Here is a 19102-nt window from a genome sequence, read left to right as displayed (position 1 = left end):
ACGGTAGCGTAAAACCTGGGGCCCACCCATTAGCAATGGCAAGGGTTAGCCATAGTTCTCACGGGAGCTTTTTTAAGCCCAAAGGAACTTAAGAATATGTTTGAAAAGTTCGAGGCAAAGCCTTCGGAGCATGAGATGGAGCATGGCAACATGAATCATTGTCTCACTGGTGGTAGGTAAATATTCATAATCCTTGCTTAAACGACGGTAGCGACCAAACCAAGCAAAGGTACGTTCAACAACCCAACGTCGAGGCAAAACCTCAAAACCCTTTTGTCCATCCTTTTTGCTGACGATTTCCAAATTCTAGCCAAAGGTCTCATTAACCCAGGCAGTAAAATTCTTACTGCCAAAAGTGCTATCAGTCCATATCAATTGCAGGCACTGCCATAGAGGAGCAAACCAAGTACCGAGTAGAGTAAGACCTTGGTGGTCTGAGCGATGAGCGCTGTGAGCCACAACGTCGAGAAGTAATCCCATGGTATCCACGAGGATTGTACGTTTACGACCATTGACCTTTTTTCCACCGTCATAACCACTTTCTTGTCCAGCGCCAGCCTTTCTTACTGACTGTGAGTGAGTCCAAACAACCAGCACTAGGGTTGGCATTTCTTCCGGCCTTAAGTCGAATCTTCTTTCTGAGGATGTGATTCAATTTTTTCCAGGTACCGTCTTCCTGCCACTGTCGGAAATAACCATAGACTGTTCGCCATTTGGGAAAATCATGGGGTAGAAGTCGCCAAGCACAACCCGCTCTGAGCATGTAAAAAATGGCATTAAGCACTTCCCTCGGATTAGTTTTCCGTTTTCTTCCCCCACTTTTTGCTTGGGGGAGATTGGATTCTACCAATTGCTACTGGCTATCACTGATGTCGCTGCTGTAAAATTCTCTCAGTATCATTACGGTGAAAATTCTATATTCTTCACCATTTTTCCCAATTATGCCGACTTTTCAAACACGCTCTTAGGGCAACTTGACCATGTCAAAAGGGAGAGGCGATCGCCTACTGTGATGCCATGGTAATCCCCTGAAAGTTGCTATGCTGGGGAAAGAGAAGGATCCTGTGAGGGCAATGATTAGAACAAAACCGAAATCCGACAAGGTACTAACAATTCGCTTACCCGAAAAAGATTTGGTTCATTTGGAGCGTTACTGTGCGGCGGAAGGGCGGACTAAAACCGAAGTGTTGCGTCAGCTAATCCGAAATTTACCCACTGTTCCAGACTAGAAGCCCATTTTGCTATAATGATGGGTCGCTCAAGTATAGATAATTCAATAGTTGGCACTAAGCACTATGTACAATCCCTCCCTCCGTCGAGAAGCCCGTTACGAGCCGGCGGCAGTTTTGCCCGTTACCCGTGAGCAGTCCCTAATTGACTGGCTAGAAAGTAATAATCGTTTGATTTATCGGGAAATTGAAGAAGGTACCACCAGCAATATGAGTGACGAAGATGTGGACATTGCTGAGTTGATGGATGGGGATGATAATCTCTATGGCGATGACGGCAGTGACGATATGGACGAAGACTAAGCCTGGAAGGGTCAGTTGTTTTATTAGAAAAAATTCCACCATGGTAAATGCACCAATTGGCATCATCGGCGGCAGCGGCCTCTATCAAATGGAAGCCCTCAAAAATGTTGAGGAGGTAACCCTTGATACTCCCTTTGGCGCTCCCTCGGACAGTTTCATTGTGGGGGAATTGGCCGGGGTGCGGGTGGCCTTTTTAGCCCGCCATGGTCGGGGACATCACCTTTTGCCCAGTGAGATTCCTTTTCGAGCCAATATCCATGGCATGAAACAGTTGGGGGTGAAATATTTAATTTCTGCGTCAGCGGTGGGTTCTTTGCAGGCAGAAGCAAAACCTTTGGATATGGTCGTTCCGGATCAATTCATTGACCGCACCCGCCAGCGAATCTCCACTTTTTTTGGCGAGGGGATTGTGGCCCACATTGGTTTTGGTAATCCGATTTGCCCTCAGTTAGCCCAGTGTCTCTCTACGGCGATCGCCGGTTTGGAGTTGGAAGGGGTGACGCTCCACGATCGGGGAACCTATGTGTCCATGGAAGGACCAGCCTTTTCCACCATTGCGGAATCGAATTTGTATCGCAGTTGGGGCGGTACTGTCATTGGTATGACCAATTTGCCGGAGGCCAAGCTAGCTAGGGAAGCGGAAATTGCCTACGCCACTTTGGCCCTGGTGACGGACTATGACTGCTGGCACCCAGACCATGACCATGTGACGGTGGAAATGGTGATTGGTAATCTGCAAAAAAATGCGGTCAATGCCCAACAGGTGATCCTGGAAACGGTCAAACAATTGGCGGCCAATCCCTTTGAATCCATTGCCCACAGAGCTTTACAGTATGCGGTGCTAACTCCCCCGGACAAGTTTCCTGCCGCCACCTACGAAAAGTTATCTTTGCTTTTGGGCAAGTATTATCCCCCTGCCCCATGAACCTCCGGTTTGAATCTGGTCGTGCTTTTTTCCGAGCCGGTAAAATGGGGGAATTGACCTTTCACTCGTCTGACTTTTGCCCATGCATCCGGTTGTTAGTTCCGCTGAATATCGTCAACGTCGCGATCGCCTAATGGCCAAGCTAGGCCAGGGGACGGCCATTTTTGCCAGTGCGCCCCAGGCGGTGATGCACAACGATGTGGAATACGTATTTCGTCAAGATAGTGATTTTTATTACCTGACGGGCTTCAATGAACCGGAGGCGATCGCCGTTTTTGCGCCCCACCACGAAGAACATCAATTTATTCTATTTGTGCAACCCAAGGATCCAGCCAAGGAAACCTGGACGGGCATTCGCTACGGTGTGGAGGGGGTTCAATCCAGCTTTGGGTCGGACATTGCCTATCCCATTGGGGAATTGGATGAGCATTTACCGAAATATCTGGAAAAGGCAGATAAAATCCATTACCACCTCGGTCGAGATGAAGCGTTAAATCAAACCATCCTCAAGCACTGGCAAAAACAATTGGCCGCCTATCCCCGCCAAGGCTATGGTCCCCAAGCTTTAGTGAATTCCCATCCCTTGGTGCATCCCCTCCGGCAAGTTAAAAGTGAAACTGAATTAGCCTTGTTGCGGCGGGCCTGTGACCTGTCGGCGATCGCCCATCAACGGGCCATGGAATTTGCTCGACCGGGACATTACGAATATCAAGTGCAGGCGGAATTGGAAATTATTTTTCGGCGGGAAGGGGGCCTGGGGCCGGCTTATCCTTCCATTGTGGCGGCAGGAAAAAATGCCTGTATTTTGCACTACATCAACAATGACTGCCCTTTGCAAGATGGGGATTTACTACTCATCGATGCAGGTTGTGCCTACGGTTACTATAACGGTGACATCACCCGTACCTTTCCCATCAACGGTAAATTTAGTCCCGAACAACGCACCCTCTACGAAATTGTTCTAACTGCCCAGGAAGCGGCGATCGCCAAGGTACAGGCGGGCAATCCCTACCACGAATACCATGATGCGGCAGTGTCCGTGATTGTGGATGGTCTGATGGATTTGGGTCTACTGGTGGGAAATAAGGAGGAAATTATCAAAGAAGAAAAATATAAGCCCTTCTATATGCATCGCACCGGCCATTGGCTGGGGCTAGATGTCCACGATGCCGGCAATTACAAACAGGATAAGGAAACCTGGACGGTGTTGGAGCCAGGGCAAGTGCTCACCGTAGAACCGGGTATTTACATCGCCCCCGATATTAAACCCGCCGAAGGACAGCCGGAAGTGCCGGAACAATGGCGAGGTATTGGCATTCGCATTGAGGATGACGTATTGGTCACTGCCCAAGGCCCCGATGTGTTAACCAGTGCCGTGCCCAAGGCGATCGCCGATTTAGAACATTGATGGGCTAAACCCTGTAAATCTGCTCAAAGTCCCGGCCCGGAAGGGATTCCGGCGGCTGACTCAGGATTCTGACTGAACTCCCTTCTGTGATCAATTTCCAGAGCAAAAAAATCTCCCCAGGTTTGTTTTAACCGTAATGGGGAGATGGATCTTATCTTGGAACCTTGCCAGAGGTTTTGCCAAGAAACAATTATTGATTGGGCTATTAGCTTAGTTATTGCCCATGGTGGAGTTTTCAATCACTTTATCGATCAAGCCGTACTCCTTTGCTTCTGCCGCTGATAGGAAATAGTCCCGGTCGGTATCCTTGGCAATTTTTTCCACAGTTTGGCCGGTACGTTGGGCCATAATTTCGTTCAACTGTTGACGAATGCGGAGAATTTCCCTGGCTTCAATGTCAATGTCCGTTGCTTGACGGCGGCCAGTACCGCCCATGGGTTGGTGGATCATAATCCGGGCATGGGGCAGGGCTAACCGTTTTCCTGGTGCCCCGGAGGCTAACAAAAACGCCCCCATGGATGCGGCCAAACCAACGCAAATGGTGATCACTTCTGCCTTGATATATTGCATGGTGTCGTAAATGGCCATACCCGCAGTTACTGAACCACCAGGGGAATTGATATAGAGATAAATCGGCTTACTCGGATCATCGGAATCCAGGTATAACAAAAATGCCACAATCCGATTGGCGATCGAATCATTCACCTCTTGGCCAAGGAAAATAATCCGCTCTTGGCTCAGCCGAGTATAAATATCAATCCACCGTTCATACTGACTGCCGGGAAGACGAAACGGAACACTGGGAACACCTATAGGCATGGGTTTCTACGCTTAAATTTGGGAAGGGAATTTGGCTACATTAAAAAGGTCGGGATTTGACCTAAGGGGGCTTGGTTGGCAGGAAAGAATGGAAACTAACTAAATCACTGCCATTGGTTTAGGCAATTCCGCTGGACTTTCTAACACCCGGTCAATCAGTCCATACTCCTTGGCCTGGGCAGGGGTGAGGTAAAAGGTTCGGTCCATGTCTTTAGCTAACTTTTCCTGGGTTTGGCCAGTGTTGAGGGAAAGAATTTCCAGCATAGTCTGTTTGTTGGAAATCACTTCTTTGGCCCGAATTTGGATATCCGTTGCCTGACCCTGGGCTCCGGTGCGGTTTTGGTTGAGGACAATGGTGGCGTGGGGCAGACTAGCACGGTAACCCTTAGTGCCAGAGGAAAGAATCATGGCGGCGGTGCCCATGGCTTGACCAATGCAAATGGTATGCACTGGGGGCTTGATGTAGTTGAGGGTGTCGCAAATGGCGAAGGCTTCGGTCTCAAAACCCACTGCATCGCCGGTGTACCAGGAAGTGCCAGTGGAGTTGATATAAAAATAGATTGGTTTATCGGGATCGTCGAATTGGAGATAGAGCAGTTGGGCAATAATCAACTGGGTCACATCAATGCCGACCTGTTGCTTGACCTCGTCGGAGGAGAAAAGCGGCATTCCCAAGTAAACGATGCGCTCTTTAAGCAGAAGTGATTCAAGATCCGGCGGCGGCGTTTTGAAAGCCATGTCGCCATAGTAGGAGGATTGAACCGCAGTTATTTCCATGCTGTCAGGTTGGGGTCGATGGATAAAAAGGCGAAACCAGAGGAATGCCTTATTTGCCCGTGGATATTGGTTACGATCATTTTCCTTTAAGTTTAACCTTCTCTGCAAGTTTCCCTAGGGCAAAGCGGCCCCCCAGAACGTAATTTCGTCGCCCTTCTCTTGTTCCTGATCGCGAGTTCCCAAGCGTCCCCCGGCAAGGAACCCCCAATGACTAAGCCGTGGTCAAAATTGGCCAGTAATGGTCACAAAAAACGTCGACCTCCTAAGTAATGGTGGCGATCGCCCTGTTGCTTCATGCATTGATCAAAGCAAGTTGTCACAAGCAATCAGAAGAAAGCAGAGCGCTAATACTTTTTTTGTGACGCCCTACTCTCTTCACAACTACAGCGGCAAAAATTGAATTAACCTAACTGATCAAAGATGGCAAACATGGGTAGATACATGGAAAGCAAAATTGTCCCGACCATACCGGCAATCAGCACCATCATAGCTGGTTCTATAATACTAGTCAACGCTTTGACGGTTTGTTCTACTTCGTCTTCATAGAAGTCCGCCACTTTCATCATCATGGCATCCAGTTCCCCCGTTTCTTCCCCAATACTAATCATTTGAATCGCCAAAGAGGGGAAAACCTTACTTTGTTGCAGAGCCAAACTCATCATGCCCCCCTGTTGAATTTCACTAATAGCCCCGGCGATCGCATCGGAAATCACTTTATTGGGCACAGTATTACAAACAATTTCCAAAGACTGAATAATGGGAACCCCCGAACGGGTAAGGGTGCCAAATACCCGGCAAAACCTAGCTACAGCGGTTTTTTCATTCAGGGGACCAAACAAAGGTAGTTTCAACATCACCGCATCGACTTGTCGCCGCCCAGCATAGGTTCCGTAATATTTTTTGAATAGAAAAACGGCAACCACAATAACAATTACGGGGATGACGGCCATTGGACTTCTTAAAAAGTTACTTAGGCCGACCATAAATTTGGTTAAAGCGGGCAGTTCTCCCCCCAGGTCATCAAAAATTCCCGCAAAGACAGGGATGAGGAAGATGGTCATACCGAGAAAAGCCACCACCGCCAAGAAACCTACTGCCACCGGATAAGCCATGGCGGATTTAATTTGGTTTTGCAGACGGGCCATGTCTTCCAGCAGTTTGGAAAGTCGGTTGAGAACTTCGTCTAAAACCCCCCCCGTTTCCCCTGCTTCCACCATGCTGACGTAGAGGTCATCAAAACATTCGGGATATTTGCCCATGGCTTCAGAAAGGTTAGTGCCCTGTTGAACTTCCCCACTAATACCCGTTAATGCCCTTTTCAGTTTGGGATTAGGACATTGTTCCGACAGCACCCCCAAACAACGAACGATCGCCACGCCAGCGTTGATCATGACGGAAAACTGTCGGGAGAAAACCGCTTTGTCCTTGACACTAACGTTGTTAAGTAAATTTTCCAGGAATTCGAGGTTTATTTCCCCTCCGGCTGGCTTAATGGGGCCGATCGCCGCGTATTGTTGGCGGAGGATGGTACGAGCCTGTTCTGGACTCATGGCTTCCACCTTGGCTTTGGTGGTTTTACCTTTACGATCTTTAACTTGAGCGACAAACGTAGCCATGGTTAATTGTCTCCGTCACAATTTTACGAGCTTAATAGTTTGGGGTCAGATGATTAGGGGGATTGCACCGAAAAACTTATGTTAATCGGTATATTTCCGTATGCTAACGACGTTTAGCGGCAACCTGGGGGGTCATGCCACCGATTAAGCGCTGTAGCTCGTCCGGCTTACCACTCTTAGCTAAACCTTCTTCCAGGGAAATTACCCCCGACACCACCAACGTGGCCAGGCCCTGTTCCATGGTCTGCATACCTAGTTTTGCTCCGGTTTGAATGGCGGAATAAATCTGGGCCGCTTTGCCTTCCCGAATTAGGTTGGCGATCGCCGGGGTAATGACCATAATTTCCTGCACTAGGGCCCGGCCAAACTCCCCGGGTTTGGGGGACTTTTTCTTGACTAAGTTTTGGGCAAATACCGCTAGTAAAGAGTTGGATAACATGGCTCTAATTTGGGCCTGTTGGTTAGCCGGAAACACATCCAACATCCGGTCAATGGTGCCCGCTGCTGAGTTGGTGTGGAGAGTGCCAAAAACCAAGTGTCCGGTTTCTGCCGCAGTGATGGCAAGGGCAATGGTTTCCAAATCCCGCAATTCTCCCACCAGTACAATGTCCGGATCTTCCCGTAACGCTGCCCGCAGAGCATTGGAGAAACTTTTCGTATCTTCCCCCCGTTGCCGCTGGTGAAAAAGACTGCGCACGTTGGGAAACACATACTCGATCGGATCTTCGATGGTGAGAATATGTTCGGCCCTGGTGCGGTTAATTAAGTCTAAAATTGCTGCCAAAGTGGTGGTTTTACCGGAGCCAGTTTGTCCCGTCACTAGAATTAGTCCCCGGGGGCGTTCCGCCATTTCCCGCACAATGTTGGGCAGTCCCAATTGTTCAAAGTTGGGAATTTTAGAAGAAAGGGCCCGTAAACAGGCGGCATAACAACCCCGTTCTTTGTAAACGTTAATCCGGAAACGAGCTAAACCTTTCACGCCATAGGAACAGTCCAATTCCCAATTTTGTTCTAGTTCTTTCCGTTGGGAATTGTTCAGCATGCTGAAGATTAACTTTTGGCTTTCCTGGGGAGTTAAAACTTCCTCGTTAATCGGTTCTAATTTGCCGCTCACCCGGAAATAAACCGGTGCCCCCGCTTGAATGTGCATATCGGAGCCGCCCATTTCCACCAACTGCTCCATGAGGTCTTCGATCATGTATTCCAAAGCCATGACTTTAATGCTCCTATAAGTTCTGAACCCACAGCCAAAGCAAGCACAGGGGCTAACAAAAGTTTAATGCCACTTTCCTCTATTTGTCCGGCGATCGCCACAAATGGTCACAATTTATCAATTCCTTGGACTTCTTTGCCCAAATTTGCCAACTTGCTGGGGGTTTTTACGGAGAAAAAATGGACTGAAGACAACTGGCACAGGGACGATTGGAATCGGCCACCCCAAAGGTGGGTTTTGTAAACTTATTTGTTACTTTGTTAAGGTAAAGCAATATTACTGGGCTTTTCTAGGTCACTTGGCCTGGCTAAAACTAAATTCTAAGGCTGGTATTGACTTTCCTTCCTGTCCTAGCCCGCTAATTCGGTACTATTCTTCCCTCGCATCGTTTTTATGAACAAGTACATCCCCCACCAACGTCTGCGACGGCAACTTTCCCTGCTAGGTTTATTAAGTTTTTCCCTGATGGGTTGCAGCGATCTCTGGGAACAAAATGTCAAAGCCCAAACGGAGAATACTGAATCAAACCAGGCGATCGCCGTGGATGTGGCCCTAGCTCGACCCCAAGCATTGACCAAGGAGTTGGAATATACGGGCACCACAGCCCCAGTGCGGGAAGCCTCCATCAAAGCCCAGATTGAAGGACGACTGCAAAGGCTACCAGTGGATGTGGGCGATCGGGTCAGGGGAGAAGAAATATTGGCGGAAATTGAAGATGATTTATTACTGGGGGCGGTAGACCAGGCCAAAGCGGAGAAAATGGCCCAACGTTCGGAAGTTTTAACTGCCCAAAGTCAGGTGGGGGATGCCCAAATTCGGGTAGAACAGGCCCGTTTGCAACTGCAACAGGCCCAGGCGGACATTATCCGTTTGGAAACTTCCCTCAACGCCCGCATTGAACAAGCCCGGCTGGAAGTAGATCAAACCCAGGCCGATGCTGCTCGCTTCCGACTATTAGCCGAAGAGGGAGCTGGCGGTGCCCAACAGGCGGAACAGGCAGAAACCAGAGCCCGTCAAGCCAAGGAAATTTTGCGTAACGAACAGGCCAGCGCTAGCCAACAATTAAGCCAAGCTAAAACAGCGGCCAAAACTGCGTCCCAAATCCTCAACTCGGCGATCGCCCAGGTGCAGATCGAACAGCAGAGGGTGGGGGCGGCCACCGCCCAGATGAATGCCCAGCGAGCTTCCATTGAACAGGCCCAAACTAGGCAACAGTACGCCACCGTCAGAGCACCATTTCCGGGGCGGGTGTTACGACGATTAAGTGAACCAGGCAATTTAGTGCAGCCGGGGACGGAAATTTTGCAACTGGGGGATTTTCGTCAGTTAGAAATTGACGTGCAGGTATCGGAGTTGCAACTGGCCCAAATTGCCCTACAGCAAAAGGTCAACGTCAAGCTAGATGCGTTTCCTGGCCAGACTTTTACGGGCGTGGTAACCCGCATTTCCCCCCAGGCTGACGTTAATTCTCGCCTTGTGCCGGTGGAAATAACCATGGATAATCCTGGTGAAAAAATTGGCGCTGGGCTGTTGGCCAGGGTCAGTTTTGATGCCAGTGCAGATACCAATGTGGTAGTTCCAGAATCTGCCATTGTCGATGAAGATGCCATTTTTGTGGTGACCAAAGCAGGGGAAAAAGACGTGCTGGAACGGCGATCGGTTACCCTGGGGCAAACTGCCAACGGGAAGGTGGAAATTGTGGCAGGCTTAGCTCCCCAGGAACGTTTTGTGGTCCGCAGTAGTAGACCGCTACAACCGGATAGTCAAATTCGTCTCAGCGTTTTATCAGAAAAATAGCAGGAACAATAGTGTTAATGGAGACTGTTAAGTTTTTGTTCGTTTTAGCTCCACTGGAACTGTTCAAATAAATCGATTAAACCTCTCCGACATTTTCCCAGTCAAAAGACTCGAATCCTCGAACCATTGAAATTTTTCCTTTCCCCAGGAATTATTGCCTCCTCTGTTCCCCATCCCCCCAGCCCCTATGTCCTCCCCCAACTCCGTTTTTAGTCTGAGTGGCCTGGCCATCCGTCGGCACATTGCCACCCTTATGCTCACCCTGGCCATTATTGTGTTGGGGGTTTTCGCTGTTTTTTCCCTGCCGGTGGATCTGTTGCCTTCCATCACCTATCCCCGCATTGGCGTGCGACTAGATGCTCCAGGGGTATCTCCGGAAGTGGCGGTGGACGAAATTACCAGACCCTTGGAAGCGGCCCTGTCAGCCACGGAAGGGGTGGTGCAGGTTTACTCTCAAACCAGGGAGGGGCAAATTAGCCTGGATTTGTTTTTCGAGCCGGGGGGCAATATTGACCAAGCGTTGAATGACGCCACCGCTACCTTTAACCGGGCCCGCAACCAGTTGCCGGATGATCTGGAAACCCCCCGGTTATTTAAGTTTGATCCTTCCCAGTTGCCGGTGTATGAATTTGCCGTTACCTCCCCGGAGTTGTCGGGGCCATCGTTGCGGGTATTTGCAGAAGAGGAGTTAGCACGGGAATTGGGAGTGGTGCCGGGGGTGGCATCGGTGAATGTGTCGGGGGCAGCCCAGGAAGAAGTCCGGATCAATGTGGATTTACAACGACTACAGCGGTCGGGGGTGAGTTTGACCCAGGTATTGGATGCTTTACAGAGCCGAAATGTGGATATTTCCGGGGGCAGAATTGTTGGTACGGAGTCGGAACCTTTAACCCGTACAGTGGGTAGATTTGCTTCAGCCCAGGAAATTGAGGATTTAGTGGTGGGCACAGTGTCTGGTCTGGAGGATCAATCGGCCCAAAAAGTTTATCTGCGGGATGTGGCCACTGTTATTGACGGTACAGAGGAAGAACGGATTTTTGTGACCCTCAACGGTAATCCGGCGGTAAAAGTGAGTGTGCAGAAACAACCGGAGGCTAACACCATTGAAGTAGTGGATGGGGTTAAAAAACGTTTGGAGGAGTTACGCACAGAAGGCATTATTCCCCAGGCGGCGGAATTAACCCCTACCTTAGATGATTCAGTTTTTATCCGTAACTCGGTCAATAACGTTGTTGTTTCGGGGTTAATTGGTACGGTCCTGGCGGCGATCGCCGTTTTGTTATTTCTCGGTTCTTTGCGACAGACGTTAATTATTGTGTTGGCTATTCCCTTGGCCACCATGGCGGCCATCATTGTCATGAAGGCCTTTGGTTTATCCTTGAACGTTTTTAGTTTGGGGGGCTTGGCCCTGGGGGTGGGCATTGTGGTGGATAACTCCATCGTCATGTTGGAAACCATTGCGGAAGGGGCGGGCATGACCCCCGGCAAAGTTAATCCCCTCCCACTAACTAAAGGGGAAATGCGCAACCAGGCGATCGCCAGTAGTCAAACGGTGGAATCGGCACTGGTGGCTTCCACTAGCACTAACTTGGTGGCGGTATTGCCATTTTTGATGATTGGTGGCTTCATTGCCCTGATTTTTAATGAATTAATTTTGACCATCAGTTTTGCGGTGGCGGCTTCCATCCTGGTGGCAGTGACCCTAGTGCCCATGGCCGCTTCCCGTTTATTGGCCATTCGCCGCCGGAGTGGTTTGGGTAATTGGTTATTTTTTCGGGAATTTAACCGACGTTTTGCAGGGGCCACGGCGGCCTACGCCCGTTTTTTATCCATCCTGATCCGACATCGATTGGTGGCGGTGGCTTCTATTTTCATTGTTTTTGGTGGCAGTAGTTTGTGGATGATCGGACAGATTCCCCAGGAAATTTTGCCCCGCATCAATACGGGTCAAGCCAGTATGTTTGCCCAGTTCCCCCCCGGCACTCCCTTAGAGGAAAACCAACGCTTAATGGCGATCGTGGATGACATCCTCATCAATCAGCCGGAAACCGAATACGCTTTCACCACGGTGGGGGGGTTTCTCTTTGGCAGTAACGTTAATGCTAATGCTCTGCGCAGTTCCAGCACCATTACCCTAAAACCCAATACCGATGTGGAGGCATTCACCGAACGGGTGACGGCGGAATTGGAAGCGCTGAACTTGGTGGATATTCGTCTGCGGATGGCACCGGGACAGTTGCGGGGTCTGATTTTGAGCAATTCCCCCCTACGTAACGTAGATGTGGATGTGGTTTTGCAGGGGAATGATGCCGATGTGTTAGATGAAGCGGGGCGGGCAGTGTTGGCGGAATTAGGAGAAAAAGTTACATTGGCCCGTTTTCGTCCCGATGCCGATCCCCGTCAACCGGAAGTGCAGATTCGTCCCGATTGGCAAAGGGCGACGGAATTAGGTTTAACCACCCAAGCCATTGGGCAGACAGTCCAAACTGCTTTAGACGGTGCTGTGCCCACCCAGTTGCAACGGGAAAATCGCCTGGTGGATGTGCGAGTGAAATTGGACAATGATTTGCTCTCTGGCCCTGGGGATTTGGCACAAATTCCCCTCTTTATTGATGGCGATCGCCCGATCCGTTTGGGGGATGTGGCCACCATTGACCAAGGTCGGGCACCGGGGGAAATTCAACGCATTAACCAACGGCCGGTGTTTTTAATTGCTGGTACGTTAGTGGAAGGGGCTAGTTTGAGTGAAGCTCTCACAGAAGTTGACCAAGTTTTATCCGCCATGGAGTTTCCCCCCGGGGTGTCTCGACTGCCCAGTACAGCGGCGGCGAGCAATGAACAGTTACAGTCTTCCCTGGTGATTTTAGGGGGCTTGGCGGCGTTTCTCGTCTTTGTGGTTATGGCGGTGCAATACAATTCTCTCCTCGATCCTCTGGTAATTATGTTCACCCTACCTTTGGCTTTGGCTGGAGGCATTTTGGGTTTATACGTTACCCAAACGGCGATCGGTGCCACGGTAATTGTTGGTACAGTACTCCTGGTGGGGATTGTGGTCAACAACGCCATCATCATGGTGGAGTTAGCTAACCAAATCTGGGCCGAAGAAGGCATCAGTCGAGAAGCAGCTATCTTACGGGCAGCCCCCCAACGCTTACGACCGATTTTGATGACCACCATTACCACCGTGCTGGGCATGTTTCCCCTCGCCCTGGGCATTGGACAAGGATCAGAATTGCTCCAACCTTTGGGCATTGTGGTGTTTTCCGGTCTTTCCCTCGCTACCTTACTAACCCTATTTTTAATTCCCTGCTTGTACGTGTTGCTACACCAATGGGAAGGGGTTGATATAGAAAAAGTCAAAACCGATTTGGAATCCCGCTTAACCGAAGAAGATGTACCAACAAAAATCCAATAATCGTTTGCTCAAAATTTTTGCAAATATTCTAGGTTGAAAAAAGATTGAAATACCAGTCTATTGGGTATCCACAGATGTTTTCGGTGCCTTGCAGAGCTGAACAATATTTTTTCAGCTAGGAAATGTAGTTAGTGTGTCATTGATTAGGTATTTGTTTTGATCTATAAAGCTATCCAAGATGTTTCTGGCATTAGGGTGCCAAGCACCATGATTCATTTGTGGAATAGGAAATGGCAGTTTTTTAATTTCATAAGATACGGCTGAATCCGATGCAACTAGACGAGCAACATGTTCACAATTCCATCCCAAAAGCCCATAATCCCAATCTTTAAAGCAAATCAAAGCGTAACAGAGCCGCTCGATTGTCTGATATGGAGAAAACTTTTGCACGTCTGGGACAATAAAGAACTCGCTTGGATTTCTCGTAAAAATCGAAAGCCCGCCTGTGTCAAAAATCAGATTTTCATCGAGTCCAATGCCATAATGCCAAGAAACGCCCTCATACCAATTTACTAAATGTCCGTAAAAACGACTATTCGTATTTATCACTTGATGAATTTCTATTATTTTTTGATTATCTTCATCTAGAGAGATAGCCATAGTCTTATGTTGATTTACTTAGAGTTAATATTATGAAGAAAGAACCTCGACTTCCACCGCTGTGATATTTTCTTCTGGCTCTTCTGGTAATGTTGTGGGCTCTATTTCTTTATCAAAGATTAACTGACCATCCACACAATCAATGAGAATTTTGTCCCCTGCAACGAAAGTATTTTCTAAGATTTTAGTGGCAATAGGATTTTCCAACTGTCGTTGAATAGCACGTTTTAAAGGTCTTGCTCCGTAGGTGGGATCGTAACCAGCACTGACGATGTGATCCAGGGCAGCATCGGAAAGAGAAAGCGTGATTTTTTGCTCGTCTAATAACTTCTCGATGCGTTTAATTTGTAGGACGACAATGCGACGCAACTCATCCCGTTTCAACGTATGGAAAATAATTAGATCATCAATACGGTTGAGAAATTCCGGACGGAAATGTTTGCGCAGGGATTGTAATACCTGTTTCTGCATTTTGTCGTAGTCGGCATCATCGGCGGAAAGGCTGAGAATATGGTCACTGCCAATGTTACTGGTCATGACGATAATGGTGTTGCGAAAATCCACCACCCGCCCCTGGGAATCGGTAATGCGGCCATCATCCAAGACCTGCAGCAAAATATTAAACACGTCTAAATGGGCTTTTTCCACTTCGTCCAACAACACAACGGAATAGGGACGACGGCGCACTGCTTCCGATAATTGTCCCCCTTCCTCGTAGCCCACGTAACCGGGGGGAGCTCCAATTAAACGGGAAACGGCGTGTTTTTCCATATATTCGGACATATCAATCCGCACCATGGCTTCTTCGCTGTCAAACAGAAACCCGGCCAAGGCCCGAGCCAATTCCGTTTTACCTACCCCCGTGGGCCCCATAAACAGAAAAGAGCCAATGGGGCGACTGGGGTCCTTCATGCCGGCCCTAGCCCGACGTATGGCCGCAGAAACTGCCGCTACTGCCTCCTTCTGACCGATCACTCGCTGATGGAGGTGACCTTCCAATTGCAATAATTTTTGCCGTTCCGTTTCCATGAGACGGTTCATGGGGATGCCCGTCCAACCGGCGACAATTTCGGCAATGTCCGATTCCGTTACCTGTTCCCGCAAAAGAGTATTACCGGAGCCTTGAATTTCTAGTAATTTACTTTCTTTTTCTTCAATGTCATGTTGGAGGACTTCTAACTCTCCGTACTTAATTTTGGCGGCCTTTTCCCAATCAGTGGCCCGCTCAGCTTTTTCTACCTGAAGTCTTAGCTCTTGCTCCTTTTCTTTGAGGGTGTTAATTTCTTCCAGCATCTGTTTTTCCGACAGCCATTGACCGGATAATTCCTGTTGCTGACCCTCTAATTCAGTAATTTCCTGCTGAATTTTTTCTAGTCTTTCTTTGGAAGATTTGTCAGCTCCTAAACCAGGACGTTTTTCTTCCCCTTCTAGGGAAAGTTTTTCCATTTGTAGTTGCATTAAGCGTCGGTCAATATCCTCTAATTCCACCGGTTTGGAAGTAATTTCCATTTTTAATCGGGCGGCTGCTTCGTCCACTAAATCAATCGCCTTGTCGGGCAAAAATCGATCTTGGATATAGCGATGGGAAAGGGTAGCTGCTGCTACTAGGGCGGAGTCGGTGATTTTGACCCCATGGTGTACTTCATATTTTTCCTTCAAACCCCGCAGGATGGAAATCGTATCATCCACGCTAGGTTGCTTGACGTAAACCTGTTGAAATCTTCTTTCTAAAGCAGGATCTTTTTCGATGTTTTTGCGGTATTCATCCAATGTGGTGGCCCCAATGCACCGCAGCTCCCCCCGGGCTAACATGGGCTTGAGCAAATTCCCTGCATCCATGGACCCAGAACCTTCGCGACCACCGGCTCCCACTACGGTATGGACTTCATCAATGAATAAGATGATTTGCCCATCGGAATTGGTCACTTCCTTCATCACTGACCGCAGTCTTTCTTCAAATTCCCCCCGATATTTAGCCCCGGCAATTAAACTGCCCATATCCAGGGAAATTAACTGCCGATTTTTTAATGATTCTGGTACGTCGCCATTGATAATCCGTTGGGCCAAACCTTCGGCGATCGCCGTTTTGCCCACCCCCGGTTCACCGATCAGGACAGGGTTATTTTTGGAACGCCGAGAGAGTACTTGAATAACTCGACGAATTTCCTCATCTCGACCGATCACTGGGTCTAGCTTACCCTGGCGGGCCTGCTCCGTCAGATCTCGTCCGTATTTATCCAACGCTTCATATTTTTCTTCTTGATTTGGCTCCGTCACCTTTTGGGAACCTCGAATCGCTTTGATGGCCAACTCTAAATCCTGGGGGTCAAGGTTAAACGCGCGGAGGGTTTTGCGCCCCACCCGGTCGTCCTCTGCAAACCCCACCAGTAAATGTTCAACGGAAATGAATTTATCTTCCCAGCTACTACGGGCGGCATCGGCCCGGTCTAGCATCACATCCAAACTACGCCCCAGGTAAAGTTGTTCTACATAAGCCTGCTTGGGTTGCCGGTTGGTGAAAATTTCCAACTGTTGCCGTAGTCCCTCGCCATCCACCGCCGCCCGCTGGAAAATCCTTGCCGCCAAACCCATATCCTGCTCCAACAACGCCAGCAGAATATGCTCTACTTCCAAATTTGTGTTCTTATAACGACGGGCTACTTCTTGGGATTTAACAATGGCGTCCCAGGCTTGTTCAGTAAATTTGGTTGGATCAGTAGGTTGCATTCAGACTAGCTTGAGGGATATGGGCAAAACTGCTCATCCATTGTAAGGGGGACTGAATCATTTTCCTAGTTGTTAAGCTTTGCATTTTTGATTAAGCTTGTCTGGAATACAATTTGGCAAATTTTTTATTAGCTATTATCCCCTCAGCTTTGTCCCTTTAAAATTCCATCTAGCTATCTAATAATGATTGTTTTTCCTAGATATTTTAAAAGTAGGTTGTCATAGTCTATGATCTTAGTTTACTGCTTTGTTACCTGAAATTAATATTTGCCAAATCAGTTTTGCCAGCAAAGAAGAGTCACTTCAACAAACATTTCAGACTCTGGTAAAATTTTGGGGAATACAATTGATAAGTTATGAAACTGTGCCTAAAAGAAAAAAACTCATTGCGCTCCTGAAAAATAGTCCTAACAACATTAGATTCAGTGATGTCTGTAAGTTACTGGAGCTAGAAGGCTTCTATCTTGAAAGAATCACAGGTAGTCATCACATTTTCAAAAAAAATGATATTATTCTGGTTATTCCCGTCCACAACAAGAAAGTCAAGTCAATCTATATTCGCCGAATCCTTGAAATTATCGAGAAAAAATAGATGAATTATCCAATTGTTATTTATCCCTGTGCAGAAGGTGGTTTTGTCGCTGAAATTCCTGCGTTATGTGGCTGTTTGGCCCAAGGAGAAACCCTAGAGGAAACTCTAGAAGAATTAATGATAGTTAAAGATCTCTGGCTAGAAACAGCCCAGACCCACAACCAAAAACTGCCTAGTTTGGAAGCAGAAATTGCCAAAATTAAGATGTTGAGTGCCGCATAGGGTACATGGGTATTTTTAGGGCGATCGCCGCTAAATCCGATTGCAGGAATTGGGTAATGAAAATGAAATAGCTGGCTGACCGTTGGAGAAAGACCGGGGGTGTTTAAAAGTCGTTGCAGGTTCCCCTTGGGTGCTATGGTATGGGGGGAATTTTGCGTTTAACCCTCATTCCTTGTCTTTATATCAATGGTGATGGCGGCATGAGTTACCAGCGAGTTTTGTTGAAATTGAGCGGTGAAGCCCTCATGGGAGACCTGGGCTATGGCATTGACCCCGCTGTGGTGGGAACGATCGCCCAGGAAATTAAGGATGTTCTCCAGGCCGGGGTACAGTTGGCCATTGTGGTGGGGGGAGGCAACATTTTCCGGGGAGTGAAAGCTTCCGCTGCTGGGATGGACCGGGCCACCGCCGACTACATCGGTATGATTGCCACGGTGATGAACGCCATGACCCTCCAGGACGCCCTCGAACAAATGGATATTCCCACCAGGGTGTTAACGGCGATCGCCATGCAGGAAGTGGCGGAACCTTACATTCGTAGGCGGGCCATCCGTCATTTGGAAAAGGGCCGGGTAGTAATTTTTGGGGCTGGTTCGGGTAATCCTTTTTTCACCACCGACACCACTGCCGCCCTGCGGGCCGCCGAAATTGATGCGGAAGTGGTTTTCAAAGCGACCAAGGTGGACGGGGTCTATGATTCTGACCCCAAAACCAATCCCAATGCCCGCCGCTTCACCACTCTGACCTATAGCCATGTGTTGGCCGAAGATCTCAAAGTCATGGACAGCACGGCGATCGCCTTATGCAAAGATAATAATATTCCCATTATGATCTTCGACCTGGGGGTTCCCGGTAACATTGTACGGGCCATCAAAGGCGAAGCAGTCGGTACGTTAGTTGGAGAAAATTGTGAAGTTAGCTGAACTCAAGGACCACATGCAAAAAAGTGTTGAAGCGACCCAGAGATCCTTCAATACCATCCGCACCGGCCGGGCCAATGCCTCCCTGCTAGACCGGATTACTGTGGAGTATTATGGCGCCGAAACCCCGTTAAAATCTCTGGCCACCATTGGCACCCCCGATGCCAGCACCATTGTGATTCAACCCTTTGACATGGGCAGTATTGGCACCATTGAAAAGGCCATTTCCCTGTCGGATCTGGGTTTAACCCCCAACAACGATGGTAAAGTCATTCGTCTGAATATACCTCCTCTGACAGCGGAGCGACGCAAAGAACTAGTGAAAGTAGCAGGTAAATTGGCGGAAGAAGGCAAAGTGGCCATCCGTAATATTCGCCGGGATGCGGTGGATGAAGTGAGGAAACAGGAAAAAAATTCGGACATTTCCGAAGATGAAGCCAGGGATCTGCAAGAAGAAATCCAAAAATTGACTGATCAATCCACCAAGCGTATTGATGAATTGTTGGCGGCTAAGGAAAAGGACATCACCACGGTGTAAT

At 48.6% G+C, this 19102-nt stretch carries 16 protein-coding genes and 1 pseudogene; 10 read left to right on the top strand and 7 right to left on the bottom strand.

Going from position 1 to position 19102, the window contains the following annotated elements; genetic code table 11:
- Positions 1-72: 72 nt before the first annotated feature.
- Positions 73-850: pseudogene (locus H6G46_RS16835) on the bottom strand (IS5 family transposase).
- 223 nt (positions 851-1073) lie between these two features.
- On the opposite strand from H6G46_RS16835, the gene H6G46_RS16830 reads away from it, so the two are divergent.
- The 4 genes from H6G46_RS16830 to H6G46_RS16815 all read left to right on the top strand — a co-directional run bounded on the left by H6G46_RS16830 (position 1074) and on the right by H6G46_RS16815 (position 3865).
- Positions 1074-1229 carry a ribbon-helix-helix domain-containing protein gene (locus H6G46_RS16830; RefSeq protein WP_010873195.1) on the top strand — a complete coding sequence of 52 codons (156 nt, stop codon included), beginning with the start codon at positions 1074-1076 and terminating at the stop codon, positions 1227-1229.
- Positions 1230-1295: 66 nt separating this feature from the next.
- Positions 1296-1532 (top strand): DUF3134 domain-containing protein, encoded by a 237-nt coding sequence (locus H6G46_RS16825; RefSeq protein ID WP_010873194.1) that lies wholly within the window; start codon positions 1296-1298, stop codon positions 1530-1532.
- The gene (locus H6G46_RS16820; protein ID WP_010873193.1) at positions 1477-2457 is read left to right on the top strand and encodes an S-methyl-5'-thioadenosine phosphorylase; all 981 of its coding nucleotides are present in this window, start codon (positions 1477-1479) and stop codon (positions 2455-2457) included. The genes H6G46_RS16825 and H6G46_RS16820 overlap by 56 nt, the downstream gene beginning before the upstream one ends.
- Before the next feature lie 82 nt (positions 2458-2539).
- Positions 2540-3865, top strand: a complete 1326-nt coding sequence (locus tag H6G46_RS16815; protein WP_010873192.1) for an aminopeptidase P N-terminal domain-containing protein — start codon at positions 2540-2542, stop codon at positions 3863-3865.
- Positions 3866-4075: 210 nt separating this feature from the next.
- On the opposite strand, the gene H6G46_RS16810 is transcribed toward H6G46_RS16815, so the two are convergent.
- The 4 genes from H6G46_RS16810 to H6G46_RS16795 all read right to left on the bottom strand — a co-directional run bounded on the left by H6G46_RS16810 (position 4076) and on the right by H6G46_RS16795 (position 8290).
- Positions 4076-4684, bottom strand: coding sequence for an ATP-dependent Clp protease proteolytic subunit (locus H6G46_RS16810; RefSeq protein WP_010873191.1), 609 nt, complete (start codon positions 4682-4684; stop codon positions 4076-4078).
- A 99-nt stretch (positions 4685-4783) separates the two neighbouring features.
- On the bottom strand, positions 4784-5461 hold the full coding sequence (locus H6G46_RS16805; protein ID WP_010873190.1) for an ATP-dependent Clp protease proteolytic subunit: 678 nt from the start codon (positions 5459-5461) through the stop codon (positions 4784-4786).
- Between the two features lie 401 nt (positions 5462-5862).
- Entirely contained in the window at positions 5863-7077 is a 1215-nt protein-coding gene (locus tag H6G46_RS16800) for a type II secretion system F family protein (RefSeq protein ID WP_014407124.1), read from the bottom strand.
- A 103-nt stretch (positions 7078-7180) separates the two neighbouring features.
- A complete protein-coding gene (locus tag H6G46_RS16795; RefSeq protein WP_010873187.1) occupies positions 7181-8290 on the bottom strand; it encodes a type IV pilus twitching motility protein PilT in 1110 nt (369 codons plus the stop codon).
- Positions 8291-8683: 393 nt separating this feature from the next.
- On the opposite strand from H6G46_RS16795, the gene H6G46_RS16790 reads away from it, so the two are divergent.
- Positions 8684-10087, top strand: coding sequence for an efflux RND transporter periplasmic adaptor subunit (locus H6G46_RS16790; RefSeq protein WP_010873186.1), 1404 nt, complete (start codon positions 8684-8686; stop codon positions 10085-10087).
- A gap of 187 nt (positions 10088-10274) precedes the next feature.
- Entirely contained in the window at positions 10275-13502 is a 3228-nt protein-coding gene (locus tag H6G46_RS16785; RefSeq protein ID WP_010873185.1) for an efflux RND transporter permease subunit, read from the top strand.
- Between the two features lie 111 nt (positions 13503-13613).
- Here H6G46_RS16785 and H6G46_RS16780 read toward each other — a convergent pair whose 3' ends face one another.
- Both H6G46_RS16780 and clpB read right to left on the bottom strand, forming a co-directional pair.
- Positions 13614-14102, bottom strand: coding sequence for a hypothetical protein (locus tag H6G46_RS16780; protein WP_010873184.1), 489 nt, complete (start codon positions 14100-14102; stop codon positions 13614-13616).
- 30 nt (positions 14103-14132) lie between these two features.
- Positions 14133-16829, bottom strand: a complete 2697-nt coding sequence (gene clpB, locus H6G46_RS16775; RefSeq protein ID WP_010873183.1) for an ATP-dependent chaperone ClpB — start codon at positions 16827-16829, stop codon at positions 14133-14135.
- A gap of 247 nt (positions 16830-17076) precedes the next feature.
- Between clpB and H6G46_RS16770 the strand changes: the two genes are divergently transcribed.
- The 4 genes from H6G46_RS16770 to frr all read left to right on the top strand — a co-directional run bounded on the left by H6G46_RS16770 (position 17077) and on the right by frr (position 19101).
- Positions 17077-17421, top strand: a complete 345-nt coding sequence (locus tag H6G46_RS16770; RefSeq protein WP_020862242.1) for a type II toxin-antitoxin system HicA family toxin — start codon at positions 17077-17079, stop codon at positions 17419-17421.
- On the top strand, positions 17422-17643 hold the full coding sequence (locus H6G46_RS16765; RefSeq protein WP_010873182.1) for a type II toxin-antitoxin system HicB family antitoxin: 222 nt from the start codon (positions 17422-17424) through the stop codon (positions 17641-17643).
- A gap of 200 nt (positions 17644-17843) precedes the next feature.
- Positions 17844-18566, top strand: coding sequence for a UMP kinase (gene pyrH / locus H6G46_RS16760; protein WP_010873181.1), 723 nt, complete (start codon positions 17844-17846; stop codon positions 18564-18566).
- Positions 18553-19101 (top strand): ribosome recycling factor, encoded by a 549-nt coding sequence (gene frr / locus H6G46_RS16755; protein WP_010873180.1) that lies wholly within the window; start codon positions 18553-18555, stop codon positions 19099-19101. The genes pyrH and frr overlap by 14 nt, the downstream gene beginning before the upstream one ends.
- Position 19102: the final 1 nt, after the last annotated feature.

This window comes from Synechocystis sp. FACHB-908 (assembly GCF_014698595.1).
Classification (GTDB): Bacteria; Cyanobacteriota; Cyanobacteriia; order Cyanobacteriales; family Microcystaceae; genus Synechocystis.
The sequence above is the reverse complement of the archived record's forward strand: the minus strand, read 5'-3'. Positions and strand labels throughout refer to the sequence as shown.

Coding starts and splice junctions, on each gene's coding strand:
- H6G46_RS16830 (WP_010873195.1), top strand. CDS start 1,074: ATGATTAGAACAAAACCGAAATCCGACAAGGTACTAACAATTCGCTTA.
- H6G46_RS16825 (WP_010873194.1), top strand. CDS start 1,296: ATGTACAATCCCTCCCTCCGTCGAGAAGCCCGTTACGAGCCGGCGGCA.
- H6G46_RS16820 (WP_010873193.1), top strand. CDS start 1,477: ATGGGGATGATAATCTCTATGGCGATGACGGCAGTGACGATATGGACG.
- H6G46_RS16815 (WP_010873192.1), top strand. CDS start 2,540: ATGCATCCGGTTGTTAGTTCCGCTGAATATCGTCAACGTCGCGATCGC.
- H6G46_RS16810 (WP_010873191.1), bottom strand. CDS start 4,684: ATGCCTATAGGTGTTCCCAGTGTTCCGTTTCGTCTTCCCGGCAGTCAG.
- H6G46_RS16805 (WP_010873190.1), bottom strand. CDS start 5,461: ATGGAAATAACTGCGGTTCAATCCTCCTACTATGGCGACATGGCTTTC.
- H6G46_RS16800 (WP_014407124.1), bottom strand. CDS start 7,077: ATGGCTACGTTTGTCGCTCAAGTTAAAGATCGTAAAGGTAAAACCACC.
- H6G46_RS16795 (WP_010873187.1), bottom strand. CDS start 8,290: ATGGCTTTGGAATACATGATCGAAGACCTCATGGAGCAGTTGGTGGAA.
- H6G46_RS16790 (WP_010873186.1), top strand. CDS start 8,684: ATGAACAAGTACATCCCCCACCAACGTCTGCGACGGCAACTTTCCCTG.
- H6G46_RS16785 (WP_010873185.1), top strand. CDS start 10,275: ATGTCCTCCCCCAACTCCGTTTTTAGTCTGAGTGGCCTGGCCATCCGT.
- H6G46_RS16780 (WP_010873184.1), bottom strand. CDS start 14,102: ATGGCTATCTCTCTAGATGAAGATAATCAAAAAATAATAGAAATTCAT.
- clpB (WP_010873183.1), bottom strand. CDS start 16,829: ATGCAACCTACTGATCCAACCAAATTTACTGAACAAGCCTGGGACGCC.
- H6G46_RS16765 (WP_010873182.1), top strand. CDS start 17,422: ATGAATTATCCAATTGTTATTTATCCCTGTGCAGAAGGTGGTTTTGTC.
- pyrH (WP_010873181.1), top strand. CDS start 17,844: ATGAGTTACCAGCGAGTTTTGTTGAAATTGAGCGGTGAAGCCCTCATG.